This window comes from Micromonospora sp. bgisy143, from assembly GCF_057708145.1.
In genome coordinates, this window is sequence record NZ_JBYIRN010000013.1 from 120,391 (window position 1) to 140,716 (window position 20,326).

Genomic DNA, 20,326 nt, shown 5'->3' on the forward strand with positions numbered 1-20,326 from the left:
GGCGGACGTCGACGCGCGGAGCGCCGGCGAGCGGGGCAAGCCCGCGTGCCGGCGCTCGTCGCGCTGATGTCGGGGGTTAGCGGCGACCGTTGGTACGGGCGGTGTCCTTGCCCAGCGCCTTGGTGAGGTCGTCGGTCGGGCGTCCCGACACGTCCTTGGCGCCCTCGGCGACCGACGGCACCTTGTCGGTCGGGCGGATGGCGGTCGGCTTGGCCGCAGCGGTGGTGCTGGCGCTGTCGCCGCCGGCCACCGCCGAACTGCCCGCGCCGGTCATCCCGGAGATGGCCGACCCGTCGGACCCCTTGGTCGCGGCCGGGGTGCGCACCTCGATCGAGTCGACCTCGTTGCGCATCGGCTCCAGGGTGCGGGTCGGGTCGTACTCGGCCCACTCCTGCTGCTCGCGCCGGCGGCGCAGGGCGACCGCGCCGACCAGGCCGGCGATGGCGCCCGCGGCCAGCAGGCCGGTCATCTTCGAACCGCGACGGCGCGGCTGCTTCTTCTTCCCCGTGATCCGCATGGTCTTCGACTTGGCCTTCCTGGTCAGCGGCCCTGCCTGCGCGGCGCCGTCACGGGCCGCCGCGGCCAGCGGTGCCAGCGTGGTGAGTGTCGTCCCCCAACCGGTCGACGCGCGGTCGCGCACCTTCACCGCAGCCGGCCCGACGTAGCCGCGGGCCGCCTGGACCCGCGGGCCGACCGAAGCGCCGGCGCCCTTGGCTGCGTGGTTGGCTGCCTGCATCAGGTGGCTGATGCTCTGGTTCAGCTCTGCCTTGGCGAGCTGACCCTGGGACTGACGCCGCCCGATTCCAAACACGGTCCTACCTCCTGGGAGTTGTTCCTTCGTCATCCTCCACCTTCGGATGCCTCCGCGATGCCAGATCGGGCACATGGGAGGATCCGCATGGAACTGACCAACGAGTGAGGAGTACCCGTGGCCGAGGCTGTCTACGCCACCCTGCACACCAACGCTGGCCCGATCCGGCTGGAGCTCTTCCCGAACCACGCGCCGAAGACCGTCCGCAACTTCGTCGACCTGGCCGAGGGCAACCGTGAGTACACCGACCCGCGCACCGGTCAGCCGGGCAACGGGCCGTACTACGACGGCACCATCTCGCACCGTGTGATCAGCGGTTTCATGGTCCAGATGGGCGACCCGACCGGCACCGGTCGGGGCGGGCCGGGCTACAAGTTCGCCGACGAGTTCCACCCGGACCTGCGTTTCGACCGTCCGTACCTGCTGGCGATGGCGAACGCCGGACCGGGCACCAACGGTTCGCAGTTCTTCATCACCGTGTCCCCGACGCCGCACCTCAACAACCGGCACACCATCTTCGGCCAGGTGGCCGACGAGGAGTCGGTGAAGGTCGTCGACTCGATCGCGAACACCCCGACCGGCCCGAGCGACCGTCCGCTGCAGGATGTCGTCATCGAGCGGGTCGAGATCGAGCGGTCTGCTGCCTGACGAAACCGCGAGGTACCTTTGCTCGCATGATTGAGCGCTCCGGAGCACCGCGCCGGCCGGCGTCGGTGGGTCGCGCGGTGGTGGACGGAGGGTCGAGCCGGTGAGCGAGTCCCCGCCGACCACCCCGGTCTGCTACCGGCACCCCGGACGGGAGACCTACATCCGGTGCACCCGCTGCGACCGGCCGATCTGCCCGGAGTGCATGCGAGAGGCGTCCGTCGGGCACCAGTGCCCGGAGTGCGTCAACGAGGGACGTCGTAGTGTCCGGCCGGCGCGTACCGCCTTCGGTGGCGGTGCCGCCGGCCGGCACGGCTACGTCACCAAGGCGCTCATTGCCCTGAACGTGCTGTTCTTCCTGCTCTCCGTCGCCTCTGCCCGGACGGGTGACGCGGTGATGGGTGGCTCCGGCTTCGGCGGGCTGATGGGCAGCGGCACCCCGCTCACCAACTGGGGTTCGGTGATCGGGCTGGCGGTCCTGCCGGACGGCACGCTCGGCGGCGTCGCCGAGGGCCAGTGGTATCGCCTGGTCACCGCGATGTTCCTGCACTACGGCGTGATCCACCTGCTGCTCAACATGTGGGCGCTGTGGATTCTCGGCCGTTCGTTGGAGGTCAACCTCGGGCCGCTGCGCTTCGGCGCGCTGTATCTGATCGCCGGCCTCGGCGGCAACGTGGCGGCCTACCTGTTCAGCGCCCAGAACGCGGCCACCGCCGGTGCCTCCACCGCCGTCTTCGGCCTGTTCGCCGCGCTGATCATCGTCGGCCGCAAGCTCGGCCGGGACGTCTCACAGGTGCTGCCCGTCCTGGTGATCAACCTGGTGTTCACGCTGACCGTGCCGGGCATCTCGATCCCCGGGCACCTCGGCGGTCTGGTGTTCGGCGCGGCGATCGCGCTGGTGCTGGCGTACGCGCCACCCGCCCGGCGCACGCCGGTGCAGGTCGCCGGCACCGCAGTCATCCTGCTGATCCTGCTCGCCCTGGTGATCTTCCGTACCGCGCAACTGCTCAGCTGACCGGGCGGGCGGCCCGCAGTGCCCCGGCCACCTCTTCCGGGGTGGCCCCCAGGTCGTACCTGCCGAACAGGTGCAGCGACTCGCCCGCGTCGATCTCCAGGATCTCGCCGCTCAGCCCCCACCGTTGGCGGCGGTCCACCCTGATCGCCTCGACGGTCGACCAGGGCAGCAGCTGCCGGCCGGCGAAGCCGCGGATGACGGTGAGCCCCGCCGGGTCGACCGCGAGCCGGACCGGCGCCACCAGGTCGCGTAGCGCCCAGACGGCCAGCGCGACGGCGGCCACGGCGGCCACGACCAGCCGCACCGGGTCGCCGTCGGCGAACAGCAGGCCGAGGGCGATCAGCAGAACGGCACCGGCCAGCTTCGCCGCTGGCAGGCTCGACGGCACCCGCCACTGCCGGGATCCGGTGATGTCATCCACCCGCCCAGCATGCCCGGGGACGAACGACCGGTCCACCGACGACGTAGGATCAGGGCAGCCAAGTTACCGGGGAGTAAAGATGAGTGACGCGGTCATCGTCGGCGCGGTACGCACCCCGGTCGGGCGGCGCAAGGGCAGCCTCGCCGGGGTCCACCCGGTCGACCTGTCGGCACACGTGCTGCGCGCTCTCGCCGAGCGCACCGGCCTGGACCCGGCACAGGTCGACGACGTCTTCTGGGGTTGCGTGTCCCAGGTCGGCGAGCAGTCGTGGAACATCGCCCGCAACGCCGTCCTCGCCGCCGGTTGGCCGGAGGCGGTGCCGGGCACCACGCTGGACCGGCAGTGCGGCTCCAGCCAGCAGGCTCTGCACTTCGCCGCCGCGACCGTGCTCTCCGGCCAGGCCGACCTGGTGGTCGCCGGCGGGGTCGAGTCGATGACCCGGGTGCCGATGGGTTCCAGCGTGGCGGACGGCATGCCGTTCAGCGATCAGCTCCGCGCCCGCTACCGGGGGGTGGAGGGTTTCGCCGACGACGCGCCGCTCCCCTTCAACCAGGGCGTCGGTGCCGAGTTGATCGCGCGGCGCTGGCGCTTCTCCCGTACCCAGCTCGACGAGTTCGCGCTCGCCAGCCACGAGAAGGCCGCCGCCGCGCAGGACGCCGGGGCGTTCGACCCGGAGCTGGCGGCGGTACCCCTCGACGACGGCGGCACGTTCGCGGCCGACGAGGGCATCCGTCGGGACACCTCGCTGGACCGGCTCGCCGAACTGCCCACCCCGTTCCGCACCGACGGTGTGGTCACTGCCGGGTCCGCGTCGCAGATCTCCGACGGCGCCGCCGCGCTCGCCGTGACCACGTCCGACTGGGCCAGCCGGCATGGCCTGCGCCCGCTGGCGCGCATCCACACCGCGGTGGTCGCCGCCGACGATCCGGTCACCATGCTCACCGCGCCCATCCCGGCCACCGCGAAGGCGCTGCGCCGCGCGGGGCTGGGCATCGAGGAGATCGGGGTGTACGAGGTGAACGAGGCGTTCGCTCCCGTACCGCTCGCCTGGCTGGCGGAGACCGAGGCGGACCCGGAGCGGCTGAACCCACGCGGCGGGGCGATCGCCCTCGGGCACCCGCTCGGTGGCTCCGGCGCGCGGATCATGACGACGATGCTGGCGCACATGCGGGACAACGGAATCCGCTACGGCCTACAGACCATGTGTGAGGGCGGCGGCATGGCCAACGCGACGATCGTCGAGTTGGTCTGACCGTCGACGCGGCGGCCGCTCGGCCCGCGAGCGCCGGGCGGAAAATGGTCTCGCCCCAGGCCGGGCACGCCGCCTAGGGTGCCCATCGTGACGACGATCGCCGGTGCGCCCACCTCCGACTGGTCCAGCGAAGCGTGGCAGCGGCAGGCCCGGTCCTGGATCGACGAGCAGCTCGCCGGCACCGGCCGACGGGTCACCGGGCCGGTCGAGTCCCGGGTCCGGCCGTGGTCGCTGGTCTGGCGGGTGCCGACCGACGACGGGCCGGTCTGGTTCAAGGCCAACAACTCCGGCACCACACACGAGGCGGTCCTGCTCGCGACGCTGGCCACGCTGACGCCCGAGCGGGTGCTGACCCCGATCGGGGTGGACCGGGAGCGGGGCTGGTCGCTGCTTCCCGACGGCGGGGAGTCGCTGCGCGACGTGCTGGGCCGCGATCCCGACCTGACGCACTGGGAGCGGGCGCTGCCCGGGTACGCGGCACTGCAACTCGCCACCGCGCCGTACGTCGACGACCTGGTCGCCCTCGGCGTGCCGGACCACCGTCCGGAGGTGTTGGCCGGGCTGCTCGCCGACCTGCTCGACGACGCCGGGTCGCTGCGCGTCGGTGCGGAGGGCGGGCTGACCGTCGAGACGTACGAGCGGTTGCGGGCGGAGCTTCCGGCGTACGCGCAGCGGTGCCGTCGGCTCGCGGACCTCGGTATCGAGGCCACCGTGCAGCATGACGACCTGCACGACGGGAACGTCTTCGCCGGTCCGACCGGGTACCGCTACTTCGACTGGGGGGACGCCTCGGTGGCGCACCCGTTCGGCACGCTGCTGGTGACCCTGCGTTCCATCCGGTACGCCACCGCGCTGTCGGCGGACGACGCCGGCCTGGCCCGGTTGCGCGACGCCTATCTGGAGGCGTGGACCGACCGGTACGACCGCCACGTCCTCGTCGAGGCCACCGACCTGGCGATGAACCTGGGCGCGGTCAGCCGGTCGCTCTCCTGGCGACGGGCTCTGGACACGACCGACCCGGCCCGCGCGGAGTACGCCGAGGCGGTGCCCGGGTGGCTGGCCGAGCTGTTCGCCGCCAGCCCACTTCAGCCGGAAAGCTGACCGGCATCCGTCCGGGTCGGAAATCGGACAGGCAGTGCGACGGGCCGGCGTGGAACTTCCAAAATTCCGCCGTGACCCACGTCACCCCGTCGGGGGCGTCGTTGGGCAGGTCATGGACGTCTTCTCCCGAACGTTCCTCCCGGCCGCCACCGAGGCCGGCCTCGCCGTGCAGACCGTGAGCCGGCACATGCCGGTGTTCCGCCGCTGCGTCGGCTCCGGTGACGCGACCATCCTGGTCACCCGTTGCAGCCGCCCCGACCGCCCGGTCACCGGCGACTACCTGTTGCTGCTCACCCACCGCCGACTGGTGGTCACCCAGCAGACCCGACTCCTGCACCGGCTCCGCCTGCACCTCAACACCGAACTGCGCGAGCTGAGCAACGTCACGTGGAGCCCCGACCCGCGGCTGCACTCGGTCGAGCTGGCCGCGACCGCGATCGACGGGATCCGCGAGCGGTTCCTCATCCGTACCGCCCACCCGAAGCAGGTGTGGCAGCTCGACGCGCTGCTCAACCACGCCTTCCGGACCCGCCTGCGGGCACCCCGCGAACGGGTCCTGGCCACCATCGGCGACCAGCCCGCCGCCGTACGGCCCAGCGTGTTCCGCCCCGCCGTCGCACGCTGACGACTGCCTTTACCGAACTCGAACACGCACCGATCGCGCCGGACCACCGGGTCGGCAATCATGGGCCGGTGACTCTGGAACCGCCGCACCGCGGGCTCGTCCTCGTGGTCGAGGACGAGCCGGCCATCGCCGACCTGGTCCGGCTCTACCTGGGCCGCGACGGGTTCGGCGTCCACCTGGAACGCGACGGTGAGGCCGGCCTGAACGCCGCCCGCCGGCTGCGCCCGGTGGCCTGCGTCCTGGACATCGCCCTGCCCGGCCTGCCGGGCACCGAGATCTGCCGACGGTTGCGCGAGGCCGGCGACTGGACGCCGGTCATCTTCCTCACCGCCCGCGACGACGAGGTCGACCGGATCGTCGGGCTGGAACTGGGCGCCGACGACTACGTGACGAAACCGTTCAGCCCACGCGAGCTGGTCGCCCGGGTACGCGCCGTGCTGCGCCGCACGGCTGGTGGCCCGGAGGGCGCGGAACGTCCGCGCGTCGTCGGCCCGGTGACCCTCGACCCGGCCCGCCGGACGGTCACCGCCGGCGGCGTACCGGTGCAGCTCACCTCGACCGAGTTCGACCTGCTGGCCCATCTCATGGCCCGGCCGGGACGGGTCTTCACCCGCGAGGAGTTGCTGGCCGGGGTCTGGGGGTACGCGGCACACGCCGGCACCCGCACGGTGGACGTGCACGTCGCCCAGGTACGCGCGAAGCTCGGCCCGGCCAGCGTCATCCGTACCCACCGCGGCGTGGGGTACGCGGTCGATGCCTGAGCAGCCGGCGCGCGTCGAGTCGCCGACCATGGCACTGCCGGTGCTCGGCGACCGACCGCCGACCACCCCCCGGCGTCGCCGACTCGGCCGGACGCTGACCGCCCGCGCGGTGCTGGTCACCTGTGCGGTGGCGCTGGTGTCGGTGCTCGTCACGGCGATCGTCGCGGTGCCGTTGGCGATCCGGGGCGCGGAGCGACGCGACCAGGACGCCCTCGCCGCCCAGGCGCGACTCGCCGCCGAGGTGCTGCGGACCCGGCTGGACCGGGGACGCGCCGCCGACGAGGAGCGGCTCATCCAGCAACTCCGCGACCAGGGCATCGACGCGTACCTGATCCGGCGCGGGACCGTCGACCGGCCGGGTCTGCCGCCGCGCGTGGTGCAGCGGATCGGGCAGGGCCGCAACGTGTCGGCCCGTCGGCCGGTCAACGGCCACCGCGCGCTGGTGGAGGGCCGCGCGCTGCCCGGTGGCAACGGGGTGGTGCTCTCCCGTGCCACGTCGAACGGGCTGTGGGCGCAGGTGCTGCTCAGTCTCTGGCTGCCGCTGCTCGCCGGGCTGGCCGCCGGCGTGGTGGCCGGTCTCCTGCTGGCCCGCCGGTTGGCCCGGCCGATCCGCGTCGCGGCCACCGCCGCCGCCCGACTGCGTGCCGGGGACCGCGCGGTACGGGTGCCGGTCGAGCCGCCGGACGAGGTCGCCGACCTGGCCGAGGCGTTGAACGGCCTGGCCGCCGCGCTGACCACCAGCGAGGGGCGGCAGCGCGAGTTCCTGCTCTCCGTGTCGCACGAGCTGCGCACCCCGCTGACCGCGATCCGGGGGTACGCCGAGGCGCTGGCCGACGGGGTGATCGACGGGGACGGCAGTGCCGACACCGGTCGGACCATGCTGGCCGAGGCCCAGCACCTCGACCGGCTGATCGGCGACCTGTTGGCGTTGGCCCGGTTGGAGGCGGCCGACTTCCCGCTGGAACCGGTACCCGTCGACCTGACCCGGTTGGCCGCCGACGCCGAACCGACCTGGTCCGGCCGGTGCGCCGCGGTGGGTGTGCCGTTCCGCCTCCAGGCGCCCGGTCAGCCGGTGTCCGCGTACACCGATCCGGGACGGATCCGGCAGGTGCTGGACGGGCTGTTGGAGAACGCGCTGCGGGTCGTACCCCCGGGTGCGCCCGTCGTGCTCGCGGTCCGGCCGGTCGGCGCGGACCCGGCGGCCGGCGGGGTGCTGGAGGTCCGCGACGGCGGGCCCGGCTTCACCGACGACGACCTGGCGGTGGCGTTCGAGCGCGGGGCGCTGCACGAGCGGTACCGGGGGGTGCGCAAGGTGGGCAGCGGGCTCGGGCTGGCGCTGGCCGCCGGGCTGGTCCGCCGGCTCGGCGGGGAGATCGTCGCGGGTCACGCGCCCGAGGGCGGCGCCGCCTTCACGGTCCGGCTGCCCGGGGATCCTTACCGGACCCGAACATCGGTCTGACGGTCCGCTCGTCCTTGCCGGGAAGGCTGAGGGCTCCACGGACGAGAGGGAGAGTCATGCCACGTTGGGGATTCGTCACCGGCACCACGGCACTGTTCGCGGCGGTGGCGCTCGGCGTCAGCGGGTGCGGCGCGGCCGAGGTGGCCAGCCAGCCCGCGCGGGACGCGGCGGTCGAGGTCGCGGCGGCGATGGGTGTGGAGGGTCAGGCGCTGACCGCGATGGGCTTCGACGCCGCCGACCTGGACGTGCAGACCGTCGCCGCCCCGGCGACGCCCGAGCCCTCCCCCACGGCCGCCGAGAAGGGTAAGCAGAAGCGCGGCGAGGAGTGGCGCAAGCGCCGTCAGGCCCGCGTGCTGCTGCGTAAGAACACCCTGCACGGCGAGGCGGTGGTGCAGACCAAGGAGAACGGCACGCAGACCGTCGCCGTCCAGCGCGGCGAGGTGACCGCCGTCGACGGCGACTCGATGACCGTCAAGTCCACCGACGGGTTCACGATGACGTGGACCTTCGGCGACGACCTGCGGGTCGTCGAGAAGCGGGCGACCGTGCAGCCCAGTGAGGTCAAGGTCGGCACGAAGCTCGGTGTCGCCGGGGTCAAGGACGGCGACAAGGGTGCCGCCCGGCTGATTCTCATCCCGCGCGTCAAGTGACCGGAGGGGCCCCGCACGCCGTACGTGCGGGGCCCTCACCTGTGGTCGCTCAGCGGCCCGGCGGTAGGGCGTAGCCGACGTAGTCGCGGAACTCCAACCGCCACCCGGCCGGGACCAGCTTGGCGCAGGTCGGTCGGCTGCCGGTGCAGACGATCGCGTCCACCGAGGCCGGGTCGGCGGGCGGGCGTTCCGGCAGGACCGACTGCAACGACACCAGCTCCGGTGAGCGGCCGTCCGGCTGGCGCAGCAGCAGCCACCACGGGTACTCCCAGTCGTCGTTCCGCTCCACCAGCCCGATCCGGCGGGCGCCGCTGTCGCGGACCGCCGCCGCGGCCCAACGGAACTCGTCGGCCCACTCGGGTCGGCGCAGGAACCGGGTGTCCCAGTCCGAGGTGGTGAAGACCGACCCGGTGCCGACCAGCCGGCGCGGAAAGCCGTACGACAGCGCGAGCACCCCGGCCAGCGCCGAGGTGGCCAGCACGACGGCGGTCGCCACGGCGGCCACCGAGCGTCGCCCCCGACCCGCCCGGTCGCCGCCACGCCGCAGCACCGAGTCCAACCACACCCCGGCGAGCGGTACGGCGAGCACCAGGGCGTAGAGGATCAGCCGGTTGCCCCACGGCTGCCACTTGATCATCGAGGTGTGCAGCAGCACGGCGGCCAGCACCACCACGGCGTACGCGCGCAGCGGCCCGACCTGTGCGGGATCGATCCGGCGTGGACGGACGAGGGCGACCAGCGCGCCGATCAGCGCCAGCGACCCGGCGATCGGGAACGCCACCCGGTCCTCGTCCGGGTACCAGGCCGGCACCGGGAACACCTCCCGGCCGAAGGTGATCGCCCGGTCCTGCGGGTCGACGCCGATCGCCTCCGCGCCGCCGATGATCGCGTCCGCGCCGGCGGTCCGCAGCGGCGCGAGAGGCGTGTCGAATGCCGTGTGCCCGATGCGCAGCGCGTTGACCAGGATCGAGGCCGGGTCGTGCCGTTCCATCGGGATCGACTCGCGCAGCCGGGGCGGGCCCAACGGGTGCCCGAACTCGGCCGTCACCCGGGCCAGGAACGGCCCGACGACCAACGCCGCCACCGCCAGGATCAGCGCCGAACCGGTGACCACCCGGACCACCGGCCGCACCGGACCGGCGGCCGTCGAGGCCCGACCCGCCGCCTCGGCGGCGGAGGCCCGGTCGGCCAGGGCCAGCCGGAGCTGGGCCAGACCCCAGAGCACCAGCAGCGGACCCACCGCGATCAGGCCACTCGTCTTGGTCACCGCGGTCAACCCGGTGGCCGCCCCCAGACCGAGTACGGTTCCCCAGCCGGTCCGCCGCCGCAGTCCGTCCAGCGCGAGGGTCGCCGCGCAGGCCACCCACGCCGCGCACACCAGGTCGGTCTGCGTGCTGGTCGCCTGAAGCGCGACCATCGGGGTGCTGGCCAGCACGAACGCGGTGATCAACTGCGCTCGTCGGCCGCCGCCGAGCTGGGCGGTGATGCGGGCAGCCACCAGCAGGCAGAGCACTCCGGCGGCCCACTGCACCAGGTTGTGGAGCGCGTCACCGCCGGTCAGCAGGCGCAGGTGCAGCAGCAGGTACTCGGCGCCGGGCGGGATGGTCACCTGCCGGTGGATGGCGGTGGGCCAGAAGTCGAGGTCGCCCTGAGCCACCCAGTGCTCGACCTTCGGCAGGTGGTACGTCTGCGAGTCGAAGTTGTTCGGCTCCGCCAACAGTGCTATCAGCAACTCCACCAGCACCAGGCCGCCGATGCCGCCGACGAGCAGCCGTTCGGCCCGACCCGCCGTGCGCCACCTCTCCGCTGCCCGGGCGAGCAGTCTGGCGCGTACTCCCTGGGTCCGGGTCGGTGCGGCGTCGCGCCCGCCCACCAGGTCGTGGTCGGCGGCCGGGGCGGGCGTGTCCGGTCCGGCGGCGGCGGTCACCGCCGCGCCGACCGGCACCGGGCGCGGCGTCGCGGCGGCCGGGCCGGCGGCCGGGACGTCCCGACGTCGGCGCAGCGCCACCGCCGTCGCGGCGGCAAGGAGGAAGAGCAGCCAGGAGGCGACGAACGCCGGCCGGTTCAGCGCGTGCAGCGCGCCGAGCACCTCAACCACGAGCACCGCGTACGCCCCGGTGAGCAGGGCGGCGCGCACCGCGGCGAGCCGTGTCGGGGCCACCGCGGCCGTCCCACGCGGCGTCGACGCGATCGTGAGCAGGAGCACCGAGGCGGCGGGGAGCACCGCGAACAGGGAGCCGGCAGCCGACATGGCGGGAAGTAAACACCATCGGGCTGAAATCGCCACGCCGGCTGTCCGGCGGTGGCGGCCGCCGTTGGGCTGACCAGCCAGGCTAGGCTATGCCCGACGTGTTGTCGCCACCGTGGAGATTCCCGTGAAGCTCTCGATCCTCATGCCGGTCTACAACGAGGAAGAACGCATCGCGGATGCCCTCAAGCAGGCATTGGCGGTGGACTACCCCTGCGAGATCGAGCTGGTCGTGGTCGACGACGGCAGCCGCGACGGCACCGGCGAGGTCCTCGGTCGTGCCGACGACGCGCGCCTGCGGGTGATCACGCACCAGCGCAACGCGGGCAAGGGCGCGGCCATCAAGACGGCGGTGGACAGCGCCGAGGGCGAATACATGGTCATCCTGGACGCCGATCTGGAGTACGACCCGCAGGACATCCCCAAGCTGCTCGCCCCGGTGCTCGACGGGCGGGCCACGGTCGTCTACGGCAATCGCACGTTCGGCAGCCACAGCGCCTACAGCTTCTGGTACGTGATGGGCAACAAGGGCGTCACGATGGCGGCGAACGTCCTGTTCAACTCGTACATCGGTGACCTGGAGACCTGCTTCAAGCTGATGCCGGTCGAGCTGTACCGGTCGCTGGAGGTGCGCTCGCGGGGCTTCGGCATGGAGGCCGAGGTGACCGGCAAGCTGCTGCGCCGCCGGATCCGCCCGTACGAGGTGCCGATCAGCTACCGGGCCCGGGGCCGCGAAGAGGGCAAGAAGATCACCTGGAAGGACGGCGTCGAGGCGATCTGGATCCTCGGCCGTGAGCGCGCCCGCCGCCGTCCCGTCGCGTCACCCGCGCGCTGATCCCAGGAACCCGCTGATCGACCGCCGCAGGCCGGCGGCGTCCAGCCCGTGCCACCGGATGTGGTCGGCCGCGTCGCCGTACCGGCGCAGATCCGCCCGGCCCACGCCGAGGGCGAGCAGCCGATGGGGTACGTCCGCCAGTGCGCGGTCGACGACCGCGCTCGACGTCCCGGCCAGGTACGGCTCGACGAGCACCACCTCGGTCCCGGCCAGCGCCCGCAGGCCGTCCGTGTCGAACGGCCGGGGCGTGTGGGTGTACGCGACCGTCACGTCCATCCCCTCCGTCGCCGCCATGGTCGCGTCCAGCATCGGCCCTACCGCCACCACGAGCGGCGCGTCCGGCGTCCCTCGCCGCAGTACCCGGAGTCGGTCGGCCTCCGGGTACGCCCGGTCGTTGCGCGGCTCACTCAGCCGCAGGTAGACGGCGTCGTCGGTGCGGGCAGCGTGCCGCAGCAGCGGGGCGACCTCATCCGGGTGACCGGGCACCCGCACGGTCCAGCCGTCGCCGAGCGAGTCGAACAGCGCCACGTCACCCGGTGACTGGTGGGTCCGGCCCTCCTCCGCGGCGTCGTACGAGCCGCCGATGCTGACCAGGACGGCGCCCACGCCCTGGTGGTCCAGGTCCAACTTGATCTGCTCGTACGCCCGGTCCACCAGGAACGTCGCGTACGAGTGCACGATGGGCCGCAGCCCGGTCAGGGCGAGCCCGCCGGCCACGCCGATCATCAGTTGCTCCCGGATGCCGACGTTGAGCACCCGGTCGGGGTGCCGCCGCCCGGCCGGGGCGAACTGGCTGACCGAGATGTCGGCCAGCACGAGTGCGGTGCGCGGATCCTCGTCGAGCAGGTCGATGGTGGTGTCGATGAAGGCGGTACGCATCGTGGTCATCCCTTGCTCTCGACGCGGGCGACCACCAGGTGCGGCCGTCCCGGCCGGTGCCCGGTGAGCGCCGCGTACAGGGCGGTGTGGTCCCGGCCGTCGACCGTGTCGGCGGTCCACCCGTTGACGGTGAACCGGCTGGCGATGCCGCCCGCCCACCCGTGCGTGGCCGACGAGTTGTCGACCACGATCGCGGTCAGGCTGTCCAGGCCGGTCGCCCCCGCGTACGCGATCGCCTCGTGGTTGGATCCCTCGTCCAGCTCGGCGTCGCCGAGCAGCACGTACACCCGGGGGGTGAGCAGGCCCTGCGCGCGCAGGCCGAGGGCGGTGCCGACGCCCAGCCCGAGGCCGTGGCCGAGCGAGCCGGAGCCGATCTCCACACCCGGCACCAGCACCCGGTCCGGGTGGTGGCCGAGGCGGCTCTGCGGCCCGCCCAGGTCGTCGAGCCAGTCCTCCGGAATGAAGCCGTGGGCGGCGAGCACCGCGTAGTACGCGGCCGGCCCGTGCCCCTTGGAGAGCAGGAACCGGTCCCGCTCCGGGGCGTCGACGGTGTCGGGGGTGATCCGCAGCACCCGGTCGTAGAGGACCTGAAGGACGTCGATCGTGGAGTGCGCGCTCGGCGCGTGCTTCTCGTCGCCGGTCAGCCGCCGGATCAGGCCGGGGAGCCGGGCACCGGTGTCGGTGGTGAGTGCGGTGGTCATGCCACTACTGTGTGACTTAAAGTGTGCTTCAACTCAAGGACCGGGTGATGCAGGACTCATTGACGATCGGGGACCTGTCCGCGCGGTCCGGGGTGGCGCCGTCGGCGCTGCGCTACTACGAGCGGCTCGGCCTGATCCGCGCCGACCGCACCGGCGGCAACCAGCGCCGCTACGCCCGCGCCGAGCTGCGGCGGGTCGCCTTCATCCGGATCTCCCAGCAGGTCGGCGTCTCGCTCGACGAGATCCGCGAGGCGCTGGAATCGCTGCCCGAAGGGCGTACGCCCAGCCCGGCCGACTGGGCGCGGCTCTCCGCGAGCTGGCGCGGCCGGCTGGACGAGAAGATCCGGCTGCTCACCAAGCTCCGCGACGACCTGGACGGCTGCATCGGCTGCGGCTGCCTGTCCCTGCAACGCTGCATGCTCAACAACCCCGGCGACAACCTCGCCAAGGAAGGCCCGGGTGCCCGCCTCCTGCTGCCGCCCGCCTCACCCGAGGGTGAGTAGCACCTTCCCGACGTGGTCGCTCGACTCCACCAGCCGGTGCGCCTCGGCCGCCTCGGCCATCGGCAGCCGCCGGTCCACCACCGGGCGGACCGCGCCGGCCGCGACCAACGGCCACACCTCATCGCGTACGCCCCGGACGATCTCCGCCTTCTCCGCCAGCGGCCGGGAGCGCAGCGCGGTCGCCGACACGCTGGCCCGCTTGGCCAGCAACGCCCCGAGATCCAGCTCGCCCTTGCGGCCACCCTGCATCCCGATCACCACGAGCCGACCGCCGGTCGCCAGGGCGGCGACGTTCCGACCCAGGTACGACGCGCCCATGATGTCGAGGATGACGTCCGCGCCGTGGCCGTCGGTGGCCTTGCGGACCTCCTCGACGAAGTCCTGCTCCCGGTAGTCGATCGTGTGTGCCGCGCCCAGCTCGCGCAGCCGGGCGTGCTTCGCCGTACGGGCGGTCGCCAGCACCGTGGCACCGAGCGCCGCCCCTAACTGGACCGCGAACGTGCCGATCCCGCTGCCCCCGCCGTGCACCAGCAGCGTGTCGCCGGCACCGAGCCGGCCCACCCCCACCACGTTCGACCAGACCGTGCAGGCCACCTCCGGCAGCGCCGCCGCGTCGACCAGGTCCACGCCGGCCGGCACCGGCAGCAGTTGGCCGGCGGGCACCGCGACCCGCTCGGCGTACCCGCCGCCGGCCAGCAGCGCGCAGACCTCCTGGCCGACCGCCCACCCGGTCACCTCCGGGCCGATCGCGTCGATCACCCCGGAACACTCCAGACCGAGGTACGCGGGCGCGCCCGGCGGCGGCGGATAGTGCCCCTGCCGTTGCAGCAGGTCGGCGCGGTTGACCCCGCTGGCCCGGACGCTGACGATCACCTCGCCCGGGCCGGGCTCGGGATCGGGGACCTCGGCCCAGACCAGCGCGTCGGGTCCACCGGGCTGCGGAACGGTGATGGCTCGCATGGACCCCAGTCTTACCTGACCCGCGCCGACGCCGCAGGCGCACCCGACGTGATCAACTCGGCTTCCGGGAAACCGGGGCATCCCGACGCGCCGGACGCCCCGGTTTCAGGGAAGCCGAGTCGATCAACGCCACAGTGGACGCTGCGGCTGCCGCTTGGCCGGCGCTTTTCGGGGAGGGACGGCGAGCCGGCCGCCGGGTGCCGTGGCAGACTGTTCACGGCCGCGCACCCTCGGGTGGCGGTCCGGGAGGGTTCGCCTAGTGGCCGATGGCGCTGGTCTTGAAAACCGGTAAGGCAGCGATGTCTTCGTGGGTTCGAATCCCACACCCTCCGCACAACGCAGCCGTCAGGTCGCGGGCAGGTAGCTGGCGATCCACTCCCTCAGTCGTTTCCGCGCCAGTGGATGCACGTCGACCATCTCGATCCGCTCCGCGACCACTGCTGGGTCGACGAGCCCGGCCCGAATCAGCGCATCGGCGAAGGCGTGGTCCTTTTCCCTGCCGGCTACGAGCTTGGACACGACGCAGTCGTGAGGTTCTAGCGTGTAGCCCCGCCCCGGGTGGGTGCTCTGCGACTCCACCAGGACCAGCCGATCCCGCCAGCCGTCGGGCAGCTTCGCCGTCGACACGCTCACGCCCTGGGCGTAGTAGCCGTTCGTTTCGTGGAACAGCGAAAGCTCGCCGATGGCACCGTCGACCTGGTCGGCCTTCCGGTCGTCGGGGTCGTCGAAGAACGCCACGTCGACCTCCATCGAGGCGGTGGCCTCAAGTGGAAGTCTGCTCTCCGGGATCGCCCCCAGCACCGACTGGCTGCCGATGACGAGGACGTCCGGGTCTCCGACGATCTGACACGCGGACCGCAGGACATGCTCCAGTTGCTCGCGCCTCACGCCACTCGCCCCCAGCCGCTGCGCGTGAAGGAATCGAGAACCTTCGTGCGCTGTGGCTGCGACAGGACCCCGGCGAAGGGCGAATTCTGTCGCAGCTCCACAGCTTCCGGGTCGTCGGAGGTCAGCGTCTTGAGGACGGCACCCACACCCTCGTCGATCTTGTCCTGCCAGCGCTTGAGCCAGACTTCGGTCATGGTCCCTCGGTGTTGCCGCAGGAGTCGATCGAGGTTCTCCCTGGCCTTGTTCAACACCGCGTCCGGGTCGGTGACCAAACTCCCCGCTATCGCCTGGTGCAGCCACAGTGACTTGAGCTGATCGCGAGTAAGTTCCGGCTTGGGGCGTAACAGCGCCTCAACCTGCCCTCGCCGGATCCTCCGATGCGCGCCGACCTTCACGAACGGCAGTTCTCCCCGTTCGCACAGGTTGACCACCTGCTGGCGCGACGTCCCCAGCAGCTTGGCCACCTGGCCGGTGGTCAGAAGGTCGTCACCTGTCGTCGCCATGCTTGGAGCATGCGCCTCAAACGCTAAAAACACAACTCACTTGATCGCATTCCTGCTGGTCCTGCCGCTCGCTCGCCTGGTCCACGCCTCGTAGCCGAGTAGAGCGGCGAGGAACGCGGTCAGCAGACCGAGGGCGGCCAGGGCGGGCAGGTGCCGGCCCACGGGGAGCAACAGCAGCGCCACCACCGGCGCGACGAACTGCTCGGGTCGTACGCACCGGACGCTGAGGACGAGGAAGGTCGCCCGGCCCGCGAAGTACAGAGAAGTCCCGCCGAACAGCGCGATGGGCGGGATCCAGCCGAGGGCACCGTGCGCCAACGGTCCCGCGCCCGGCTCCCGGTCACCCCGGCGGGTCCGCGGCTACGGACCCTCGGGCTCGTCCCGTCGGGCCTCGCGGATCGTCGTGTCGGCGAGTCGTTCGACGGCGCGTCGACGCTCCTCGGTGAGCGCCCGCTCATCCGGTTTGCGCAGGGCGCCGACGACGGCGACCAGAAAGTCCCGCCAGATGCTGAGCAAGAATTCCCCCCGTGGAATGGTGCAGGGGCATCACCCTAGCCCGCACCCGTGATCCGGCACACCCCGACCAATCGGTCGTTCCACGGCGGGGAAAGGGGTATGAAGAGGCAGGTATCTGCCCACTCCGGAAGGACGCGTCCCGATGACCCTGGAACGACCGATCGCCCCGGACCCGTACGAGCTGCTGCCGACCGTTCCGTCGTTCACGCTGACCAGCGACGACGTGCAGAACGGCGAGCCGATGGACGTCCGGCACGCGCACGGCAGCACCGGCGGTGAGAACGTCTCGCCGCAGCTGACCTGGTCGGACTTCCCCGCCGAGACCAAGAGTTTCACCGTCACCTGCTACGACCCGGACGCGCCGACCGGCAGCGGTTTCTGGCACTGGGTGCTGGTGAACGTGCCGGTCGACGTCACCCAGTTGCCCACCGGCGCCGGCGGCGCGGCGGGCACGGACCTCGGCGGGGCGTTCTCCGTCCGCAACGACTACGGCGAGCAGGGTTACGGAGGCGCGGCGCCGCCGCCCGGTGACCGTCCCCACCGGTACGTCTTCGCGGTGCACGCCCTGGACGTGGACCGCCTGGACCTGACCCCCGACGCGAGCCCCGCCTACGTCGGCTTCAACCTGACCTTCCACACGCTGGCAAGGGCGGTAATCCGCCCCACGTACCAAATCAAGCAGTAACCCCCGCCGCCCTCCCGCGTCGATCTTGCACTTTCTGCGCCGACAAACCCCTACGGAAGGGGCTTAACGGCAGCAGAAAGTGCAAGATCGACGGAAAATCAGGCGGGGACGCGGGCTACGGCGAAGACGGACTGGCCGAACGGGGGGCGCACGAGCTGTTCGGCGGCCTTGGTGGCGGGCAGGACCAGGGTGTCGTACACCTTGACCATCGGTCCCTCCTTCGGCATGAGCCGGAAGACCTTGGTGGCCATGAAGTAGCCGATCAACCCGAGCGCGTTCGCGTAGTGGATCTTCTCGACGGTCAGGCCGGCCTCGGTCATCGCCGTACCGAGCGTCTTCTTGGTGTACCGGCGGACGTGGCCGGTGGCGATGTCCGCCGGGCTCATGGCGAACTGGAACGCCGGCACGATGATGATCACCGCGCCGCCGGGCCGGACCAGGTCACGCATGCTGCGCAGCGCACCCACGTGGTCCTCGATGTGCTCCAGGACGTTGTACGAGACCGCGGCGCTGTAGTTGCCCCGGTCGTTGTGCGGCAGCAGCATCTGCCGGACGTCGACCCCCGGCTGGTCGGCGAGCCGCTCCTTGAGCTGTACGAGGCGGTCGGGGTCGGCTTCCGTGGCGGTGAACCGGGGCAGCCGCTCCGACCATTCCAGCGCGTAGTCGCCGAGGCCGCTGCCGATCTCGATCGGGTCGTCACCGAGGTACGGCACCGCCAGTTCGACGAACCAGCGACGGTGGTTGACGGCCATCGCCAGGCCCTCAAGCACCTCGGACTGGACGCGCTGGTCCCCAGTGATTTCTGCCATGCGTCGATTCCTCACGATATGAACTCGACCCGTGCCTGGACCGACAGAGTGAATCATCCGCTTGGATGGCAGCGGAATCGGGGGAGCTGTTGGCCGAATTGCGGGTCGGGGGGTGGGCACGTGATCGGCGGTCGGCGAACCCGGCACATAGTACGGCAGTACCCCGAAACATGTCACGGCACCGTCATACGCTGACTACCCTATGAATTGTCATGACTACTCCCGAATCGGACGCTCCCGGCGAGGGCCCGTCCACCGCGCCGCGGGTGGAGGAGCCCGGCTTCGGCGATCGGTTGCGCCGCAACGGGAAGTGGGTCGATCTGGCGGCCGTGCTGAGCTTCGCGGTGCTCGGCTTCTGGGTCACCGGACGGCTCTGGTGGGACCCGGGCAGTGGGGTGCGGGACAACCGCTCGGACCAGTCGCAGTTCGAATGGATGATGGCGCACGGTGCGCGGGTGGTCACACAATTCGCGTACCCGTTCCATTCGGACCAGATGAACGTGCCGGACGGCGTCAACCTCATGGCAAATACGTCCGTATTATCCATTTCATTGCCAATGACGCCGATCACCCTGCTCTTCGGGCCGCGTGCCGCATTTCTGCTCTTTCTCACTCTCGGCATGATCGCCACCGCCACGGCCTGGTACTTCCTGCTCTCCCGCGTCCTGGTCGGAAGCCGGGGGCCGGCCTGGCTCGGCGCCGGCTTCTGCGCGTTCGCGCCGGCCATGGTGTCGCACGCCAACGGGCATCCGAACATCGTGTCGCAGTTCGTCGTCCCACTGATCATCTGGCGTACGCTGCGGCTCGCCGACCCCGGCCGGTGGCTGCGTAACGGGGTGCTGCTCGGGTTGGTGATCGTCTGGCAGGCGTTCCTGAACCTGGAGATCCTGCTGATGACCGCGATCGGGCTCGGCGTGATCGTCGGCGCGCTGGCCCTCGGCCGCCCCGCCCTGCGGTCCCGGACCCGAGGATTCCTCGCCGGGCTGGCGGTCGCCGCCGTGGTCGCCGGGGTGCTGCTCGCGTACCCGCTCTACGTGCAGTTCTTCGGACCGGGCGCGTACTCCGGGCTGTCCAGCCTGATCCGGGGGTACTCCAGTGACCTGGCCTCGTTCGTGGCGTACTCCCGGGAATCACTGGCCGGTAGCCCGCGTACCGCCGCCGGCCTGGCCAAGAACCCGACCGAGGAGAACAGCTTCTTCGGCTGGCCGCTGCTCGTGCTGGTGGTCGCCCTCGTCTGGTGGCTGCGGCGCTCGGCGGTGGTGCTCGCGTTGGCCGGGCTCGGGCTGCTCTTCGCGGTGCTCTCGCTCGGCCGGGAGGTCCGCTTCGACGGTCGCGGCACCGGCGTGCCGGGACCCTGGGCGGCGCTGGAGAACCTGCCGATCCTGCACTCGGTGGTGCCGACCCGCTGGGCGTTGGCGATCACCCCGATCATCGGGGTGCTGCTCGCCTATGGCGCCGAGCGCGTCCGCGAGGTGGCCCGCGCCCGCCCGGCCGACCGGCCGCAGCTCCGTTTCGCCACTGCGACCGTGCTGACGATGGCCCTGCTGCCGATCCTGCCCACCCCGCTGCCGGTGGTCCAACTGGATCCGGTGCCCGAATTCGTGACCAGTGGGGCCTGGCGGCCGTACGTGGCCGGTGGGCGCAGTGTGGTGACCCTGCCGCTGCCGGACACCACCTACGCGGAGCCGCTGCGCTGGTCCGCCGCGACCCGGCTCGACATGCCGCTGGCCCGGGGCTACTTCCTCGGCCCGGACACCCGACCGAGCGCCCGGCCGCCCAAGGTCGCGCTGTTCACCGCGCCGCCCCGCCCGACCAGCAGTTTCTTCGCCACCATCCGTCGTACCGGGGCGGTGCCGCCGATCACCCCGCAGAGCCGGGTGAAGGCCGTCGACGACCTGCGCTACTGGCGGGCGGGTGTGGTGATCCTCGGGCCGCACGAGCACGAGATGGAACTGCGCCGTGGGATGACCGAGCTGACCGGTGTCCAACCGACCTTCACCGGCGGCGTCTGGGTGTGGGACGTCCGACCGCTGACCGACTGAGCAGCCCTGCCGCCGCC

Annotated in this window: 23 protein-coding genes and 1 tRNA gene; 13 read left to right on the forward strand and 11 right to left on the reverse strand. The window is 72.0% G+C overall.

The features are described from left to right. Positions 1 to 76: 76 nt before the first annotated feature. Positions 77 to 844, reverse strand: a complete 768-nt coding sequence (locus AC3EN4_RS17220) for a hypothetical protein (protein WP_435206797.1) — start codon at positions 842 to 844, stop codon at positions 77 to 79. A gap of 84 nt (positions 845 to 928) precedes the next feature. Here AC3EN4_RS17220 and AC3EN4_RS17225 point away from each other — a divergent pair, with 84 nt between their 5' ends. Both AC3EN4_RS17225 and AC3EN4_RS17230 read left to right on the forward strand, forming a co-directional pair. Continuing rightward, positions 929 to 1,459: a peptidylprolyl isomerase gene (locus AC3EN4_RS17225; protein WP_422737443.1), complete on the forward strand. Its 531-nt coding sequence runs from the start codon at positions 929 to 931 to the stop codon at positions 1,457 to 1,459. Between the two features lie 100 nt (positions 1,460 to 1,559). After that, entirely contained in the window at positions 1,560 to 2,471 is a 912-nt protein-coding gene (locus AC3EN4_RS17230) for a rhomboid family intramembrane serine protease (RefSeq protein WP_435206798.1), read from the forward strand. Here AC3EN4_RS17230 and AC3EN4_RS17235 read toward each other — a convergent pair. After that, positions 2,464 to 2,892 carry a PH domain-containing protein gene (locus AC3EN4_RS17235; protein ID WP_435206799.1) on the reverse strand — a complete coding sequence of 143 codons (429 nt, stop codon included), beginning with the start codon at positions 2,890 to 2,892 and terminating at the stop codon, positions 2,464 to 2,466. The two genes, AC3EN4_RS17230 and AC3EN4_RS17235, sit on opposite strands and share 8 nt — an antisense overlap. Before the next feature lie 79 nt (positions 2,893 to 2,971). Between AC3EN4_RS17235 and AC3EN4_RS17240 the strand changes: the two genes are divergently transcribed. The 6 genes from AC3EN4_RS17240 (at position 2,972) to AC3EN4_RS17265 (ending at position 8,740) form a co-directional block, all read left to right on the forward strand. Next, the gene (locus AC3EN4_RS17240) at positions 2,972 to 4,144 is read left to right on the forward strand and encodes a thiolase family protein (protein ID WP_435206800.1); all 1,173 of its coding nucleotides are present in this window, start codon (positions 2,972 to 2,974) and stop codon (positions 4,142 to 4,144) included. An 87-nt stretch (positions 4,145 to 4,231) separates the two neighbouring features. Beyond that, positions 4,232 to 5,245, forward strand: coding sequence for an aminoglycoside phosphotransferase family protein (locus AC3EN4_RS17245; RefSeq protein ID WP_435206802.1), 1,014 nt, complete (start codon positions 4,232 to 4,234; stop codon positions 5,243 to 5,245). 112 nt (positions 5,246 to 5,357) lie between these two features. After that, positions 5,358 to 5,870: a hypothetical protein gene (locus AC3EN4_RS17250; RefSeq protein WP_422737438.1), complete on the forward strand. Its 513-nt coding sequence runs from the start codon at positions 5,358 to 5,360 to the stop codon at positions 5,868 to 5,870. 68 nt (positions 5,871 to 5,938) lie between these two features. After that, entirely contained in the window at positions 5,939 to 6,631 is a 693-nt protein-coding gene (locus AC3EN4_RS17255) for a response regulator (protein WP_422737437.1), read from the forward strand. Further along, positions 6,624 to 8,090, forward strand: a complete 1,467-nt coding sequence (locus tag AC3EN4_RS17260; protein WP_435206804.1) for a sensor histidine kinase — start codon at positions 6,624 to 6,626, stop codon at positions 8,088 to 8,090. The genes AC3EN4_RS17255 and AC3EN4_RS17260 overlap by 8 nt, the downstream gene beginning before the upstream one ends. 56 nt (positions 8,091 to 8,146) lie before the next feature. Then, positions 8,147 to 8,740, forward strand: a complete 594-nt coding sequence (locus AC3EN4_RS17265) for a hypothetical protein (RefSeq protein ID WP_435206805.1) — start codon at positions 8,147 to 8,149, stop codon at positions 8,738 to 8,740. 49 nt (positions 8,741 to 8,789) lie between these two features. Here the strand turns inward: AC3EN4_RS17265 and AC3EN4_RS17270 are convergent, their stop codons facing one another. Then, positions 8,790 to 10,991 carry a hypothetical protein gene (locus AC3EN4_RS17270; RefSeq protein WP_435206806.1) on the reverse strand — a complete coding sequence of 734 codons (2,202 nt, stop codon included), beginning with the start codon at positions 10,989 to 10,991 and terminating at the stop codon, positions 8,790 to 8,792. Positions 10,992 to 11,115: 124 nt separating this feature from the next. On the opposite strand from AC3EN4_RS17270, the gene AC3EN4_RS17275 reads away from it, so the two are divergent. Next, complete coding sequence (locus AC3EN4_RS17275; protein ID WP_422737433.1) at positions 11,116 to 11,823, forward strand: glycosyltransferase family 2 protein; 708 nt, start codon at positions 11,116 to 11,118, stop codon at positions 11,821 to 11,823. Here the strand turns inward: AC3EN4_RS17275 and AC3EN4_RS17280 are convergent. Both AC3EN4_RS17280 and AC3EN4_RS17285 read right to left on the reverse strand, forming a co-directional pair. Then, the gene (locus tag AC3EN4_RS17280) at positions 11,809 to 12,702 is read right to left on the reverse strand and encodes a transketolase family protein (protein WP_435206808.1); all 894 of its coding nucleotides are present in this window, start codon (positions 12,700 to 12,702) and stop codon (positions 11,809 to 11,811) included. The genes AC3EN4_RS17275 and AC3EN4_RS17280 overlap by 15 nt on opposite strands. Positions 12,703 to 12,707: 5 nt before the next feature. Beyond that, complete coding sequence (locus AC3EN4_RS17285; RefSeq protein ID WP_435206809.1) at positions 12,708 to 13,403, reverse strand: transketolase; 696 nt, start codon at positions 13,401 to 13,403, stop codon at positions 12,708 to 12,710. A gap of 47 nt (positions 13,404 to 13,450) precedes the next feature. Between AC3EN4_RS17285 and soxR the strand changes: the two genes are divergently transcribed. Continuing rightward, the gene (gene soxR / locus AC3EN4_RS17290; RefSeq protein WP_422737430.1) at positions 13,451 to 13,906 is read left to right on the forward strand and encodes a redox-sensitive transcriptional activator SoxR; all 456 of its coding nucleotides are present in this window, start codon (positions 13,451 to 13,453) and stop codon (positions 13,904 to 13,906) included. On the opposite strand, the gene AC3EN4_RS17295 is transcribed toward soxR, so the two are convergent. Then, positions 13,889 to 14,866, reverse strand: coding sequence for an NAD(P)H-quinone oxidoreductase (locus AC3EN4_RS17295; protein WP_435206810.1), 978 nt, complete (start codon positions 14,864 to 14,866; stop codon positions 13,889 to 13,891). The two genes, soxR and AC3EN4_RS17295, sit on opposite strands and share 18 nt — an antisense overlap. 245 nt (positions 14,867 to 15,111) lie before the next feature. Here AC3EN4_RS17295 and AC3EN4_RS17300 point away from each other — a divergent pair. Then, positions 15,112 to 15,198, forward strand: a tRNA-Ser gene (locus AC3EN4_RS17300). Positions 15,199 to 15,211: 13 nt separating this feature from the next. Here AC3EN4_RS17300 and AC3EN4_RS17305 read toward each other — a convergent pair. The 4 genes from AC3EN4_RS17305 to AC3EN4_RS17320 are packed head-to-tail and all read right to left on the reverse strand — an operon-like array spanning position 15,212 to position 16,773. Continuing rightward, positions 15,212 to 15,754 (reverse strand): DUF6036 family nucleotidyltransferase, encoded by a 543-nt coding sequence (locus AC3EN4_RS17305; RefSeq protein ID WP_435206812.1) that lies wholly within the window; start codon positions 15,752 to 15,754, stop codon positions 15,212 to 15,214. Further along, the gene (locus AC3EN4_RS17310) at positions 15,751 to 16,257 is read right to left on the reverse strand and encodes a helix-turn-helix domain-containing protein (RefSeq protein ID WP_422737427.1); all 507 of its coding nucleotides are present in this window, start codon (positions 16,255 to 16,257) and stop codon (positions 15,751 to 15,753) included. The genes AC3EN4_RS17305 and AC3EN4_RS17310 overlap by 4 nt, the downstream gene beginning before the upstream one ends. A 36-nt stretch (positions 16,258 to 16,293) precedes the next feature. Further along, on the reverse strand, positions 16,294 to 16,575 hold the full coding sequence (locus tag AC3EN4_RS17315) for a hypothetical protein (protein ID WP_435206814.1): 282 nt from the start codon (positions 16,573 to 16,575) through the stop codon (positions 16,294 to 16,296). Between the two features lie 42 nt (positions 16,576 to 16,617). Further along, a complete protein-coding gene (locus AC3EN4_RS17320; RefSeq protein ID WP_435206815.1) occupies positions 16,618 to 16,773 on the reverse strand; it encodes a hypothetical protein in 156 nt (51 codons plus the stop codon). 142 nt (positions 16,774 to 16,915) lie between these two features. On the opposite strand from AC3EN4_RS17320, the gene AC3EN4_RS17325 reads away from it, so the two are divergent. Continuing rightward, positions 16,916 to 17,458 (forward strand): YbhB/YbcL family Raf kinase inhibitor-like protein, encoded by a 543-nt coding sequence (locus AC3EN4_RS17325; protein ID WP_422737425.1) that lies wholly within the window; start codon positions 16,916 to 16,918, stop codon positions 17,456 to 17,458. Positions 17,459 to 17,556: 98 nt separating this feature from the next. Here the strand turns inward: AC3EN4_RS17325 and AC3EN4_RS17330 are convergent, their stop codons facing one another. Continuing rightward, the gene (locus AC3EN4_RS17330) at positions 17,557 to 18,267 is read right to left on the reverse strand and encodes a class I SAM-dependent methyltransferase (RefSeq protein ID WP_435206816.1); all 711 of its coding nucleotides are present in this window, start codon (positions 18,265 to 18,267) and stop codon (positions 17,557 to 17,559) included. A gap of 212 nt (positions 18,268 to 18,479) precedes the next feature. Here AC3EN4_RS17330 and AC3EN4_RS17335 point away from each other — a divergent pair, with 212 nt between their 5' ends. Next, entirely contained in the window at positions 18,480 to 20,309 is a 1,830-nt protein-coding gene (locus tag AC3EN4_RS17335; RefSeq protein WP_435206818.1) for a DUF6311 domain-containing protein, read from the forward strand. Positions 20,310 to 20,326: the final 17 nt, after the last annotated feature.

What these genes read in the sequence shown, in the direction of transcription:
- AC3EN4_RS17220 (WP_435206797.1), bottom strand. Translation starts at nt 844, where the DNA reads ATGACGAAGGAACAACTCCCAGGAGGTAGGACCGTGTTTGGAATCGGG.
- AC3EN4_RS17240 (WP_435206800.1), top strand. Translation starts at nt 2,972, where the DNA reads ATGAGTGACGCGGTCATCGTCGGCGCGGTACGCACCCCGGTCGGGCGG.
- AC3EN4_RS17250 (WP_422737438.1), top strand. Translation starts at nt 5,358, where the DNA reads ATGGACGTCTTCTCCCGAACGTTCCTCCCGGCCGCCACCGAGGCCGGC.
- AC3EN4_RS17260 (WP_435206804.1), top strand. Translation starts at nt 6,624, where the DNA reads ATGCCTGAGCAGCCGGCGCGCGTCGAGTCGCCGACCATGGCACTGCCG.
- AC3EN4_RS17265 (WP_435206805.1), top strand. Translation starts at nt 8,147, where the DNA reads ATGCCACGTTGGGGATTCGTCACCGGCACCACGGCACTGTTCGCGGCG.
- AC3EN4_RS17270 (WP_435206806.1), bottom strand. Translation starts at nt 10,991, where the DNA reads ATGTCGGCTGCCGGCTCCCTGTTCGCGGTGCTCCCCGCCGCCTCGGTG.
- AC3EN4_RS17280 (WP_435206808.1), bottom strand. Translation starts at nt 12,702, where the DNA reads ATGCGTACCGCCTTCATCGACACCACCATCGACCTGCTCGACGAGGAT.
- AC3EN4_RS17285 (WP_435206809.1), bottom strand. Translation starts at nt 13,403, where the DNA reads ATGACCACCGCACTCACCACCGACACCGGTGCCCGGCTCCCCGGCCTG.
- soxR (WP_422737430.1), top strand. Translation starts at nt 13,451, where the DNA reads ATGCAGGACTCATTGACGATCGGGGACCTGTCCGCGCGGTCCGGGGTG.
- AC3EN4_RS17295 (WP_435206810.1), bottom strand. Translation starts at nt 14,866, where the DNA reads ATGCGAGCCATCACCGTTCCGCAGCCCGGTGGACCCGACGCGCTGGTC.
- AC3EN4_RS17310 (WP_422737427.1), bottom strand. Translation starts at nt 16,257, where the DNA reads ATGGCGACGACAGGTGACGACCTTCTGACCACCGGCCAGGTGGCCAAG.
- AC3EN4_RS17325 (WP_422737425.1), top strand. Translation starts at nt 16,916, where the DNA reads ATGACCCTGGAACGACCGATCGCCCCGGACCCGTACGAGCTGCTGCCG.
- AC3EN4_RS17330 (WP_435206816.1), bottom strand. Translation starts at nt 18,267, where the DNA reads ATGGCAGAAATCACTGGGGACCAGCGCGTCCAGTCCGAGGTGCTTGAG.
- AC3EN4_RS17335 (WP_435206818.1), top strand. Translation starts at nt 18,480, where the DNA reads ATGACTACTCCCGAATCGGACGCTCCCGGCGAGGGCCCGTCCACCGCG.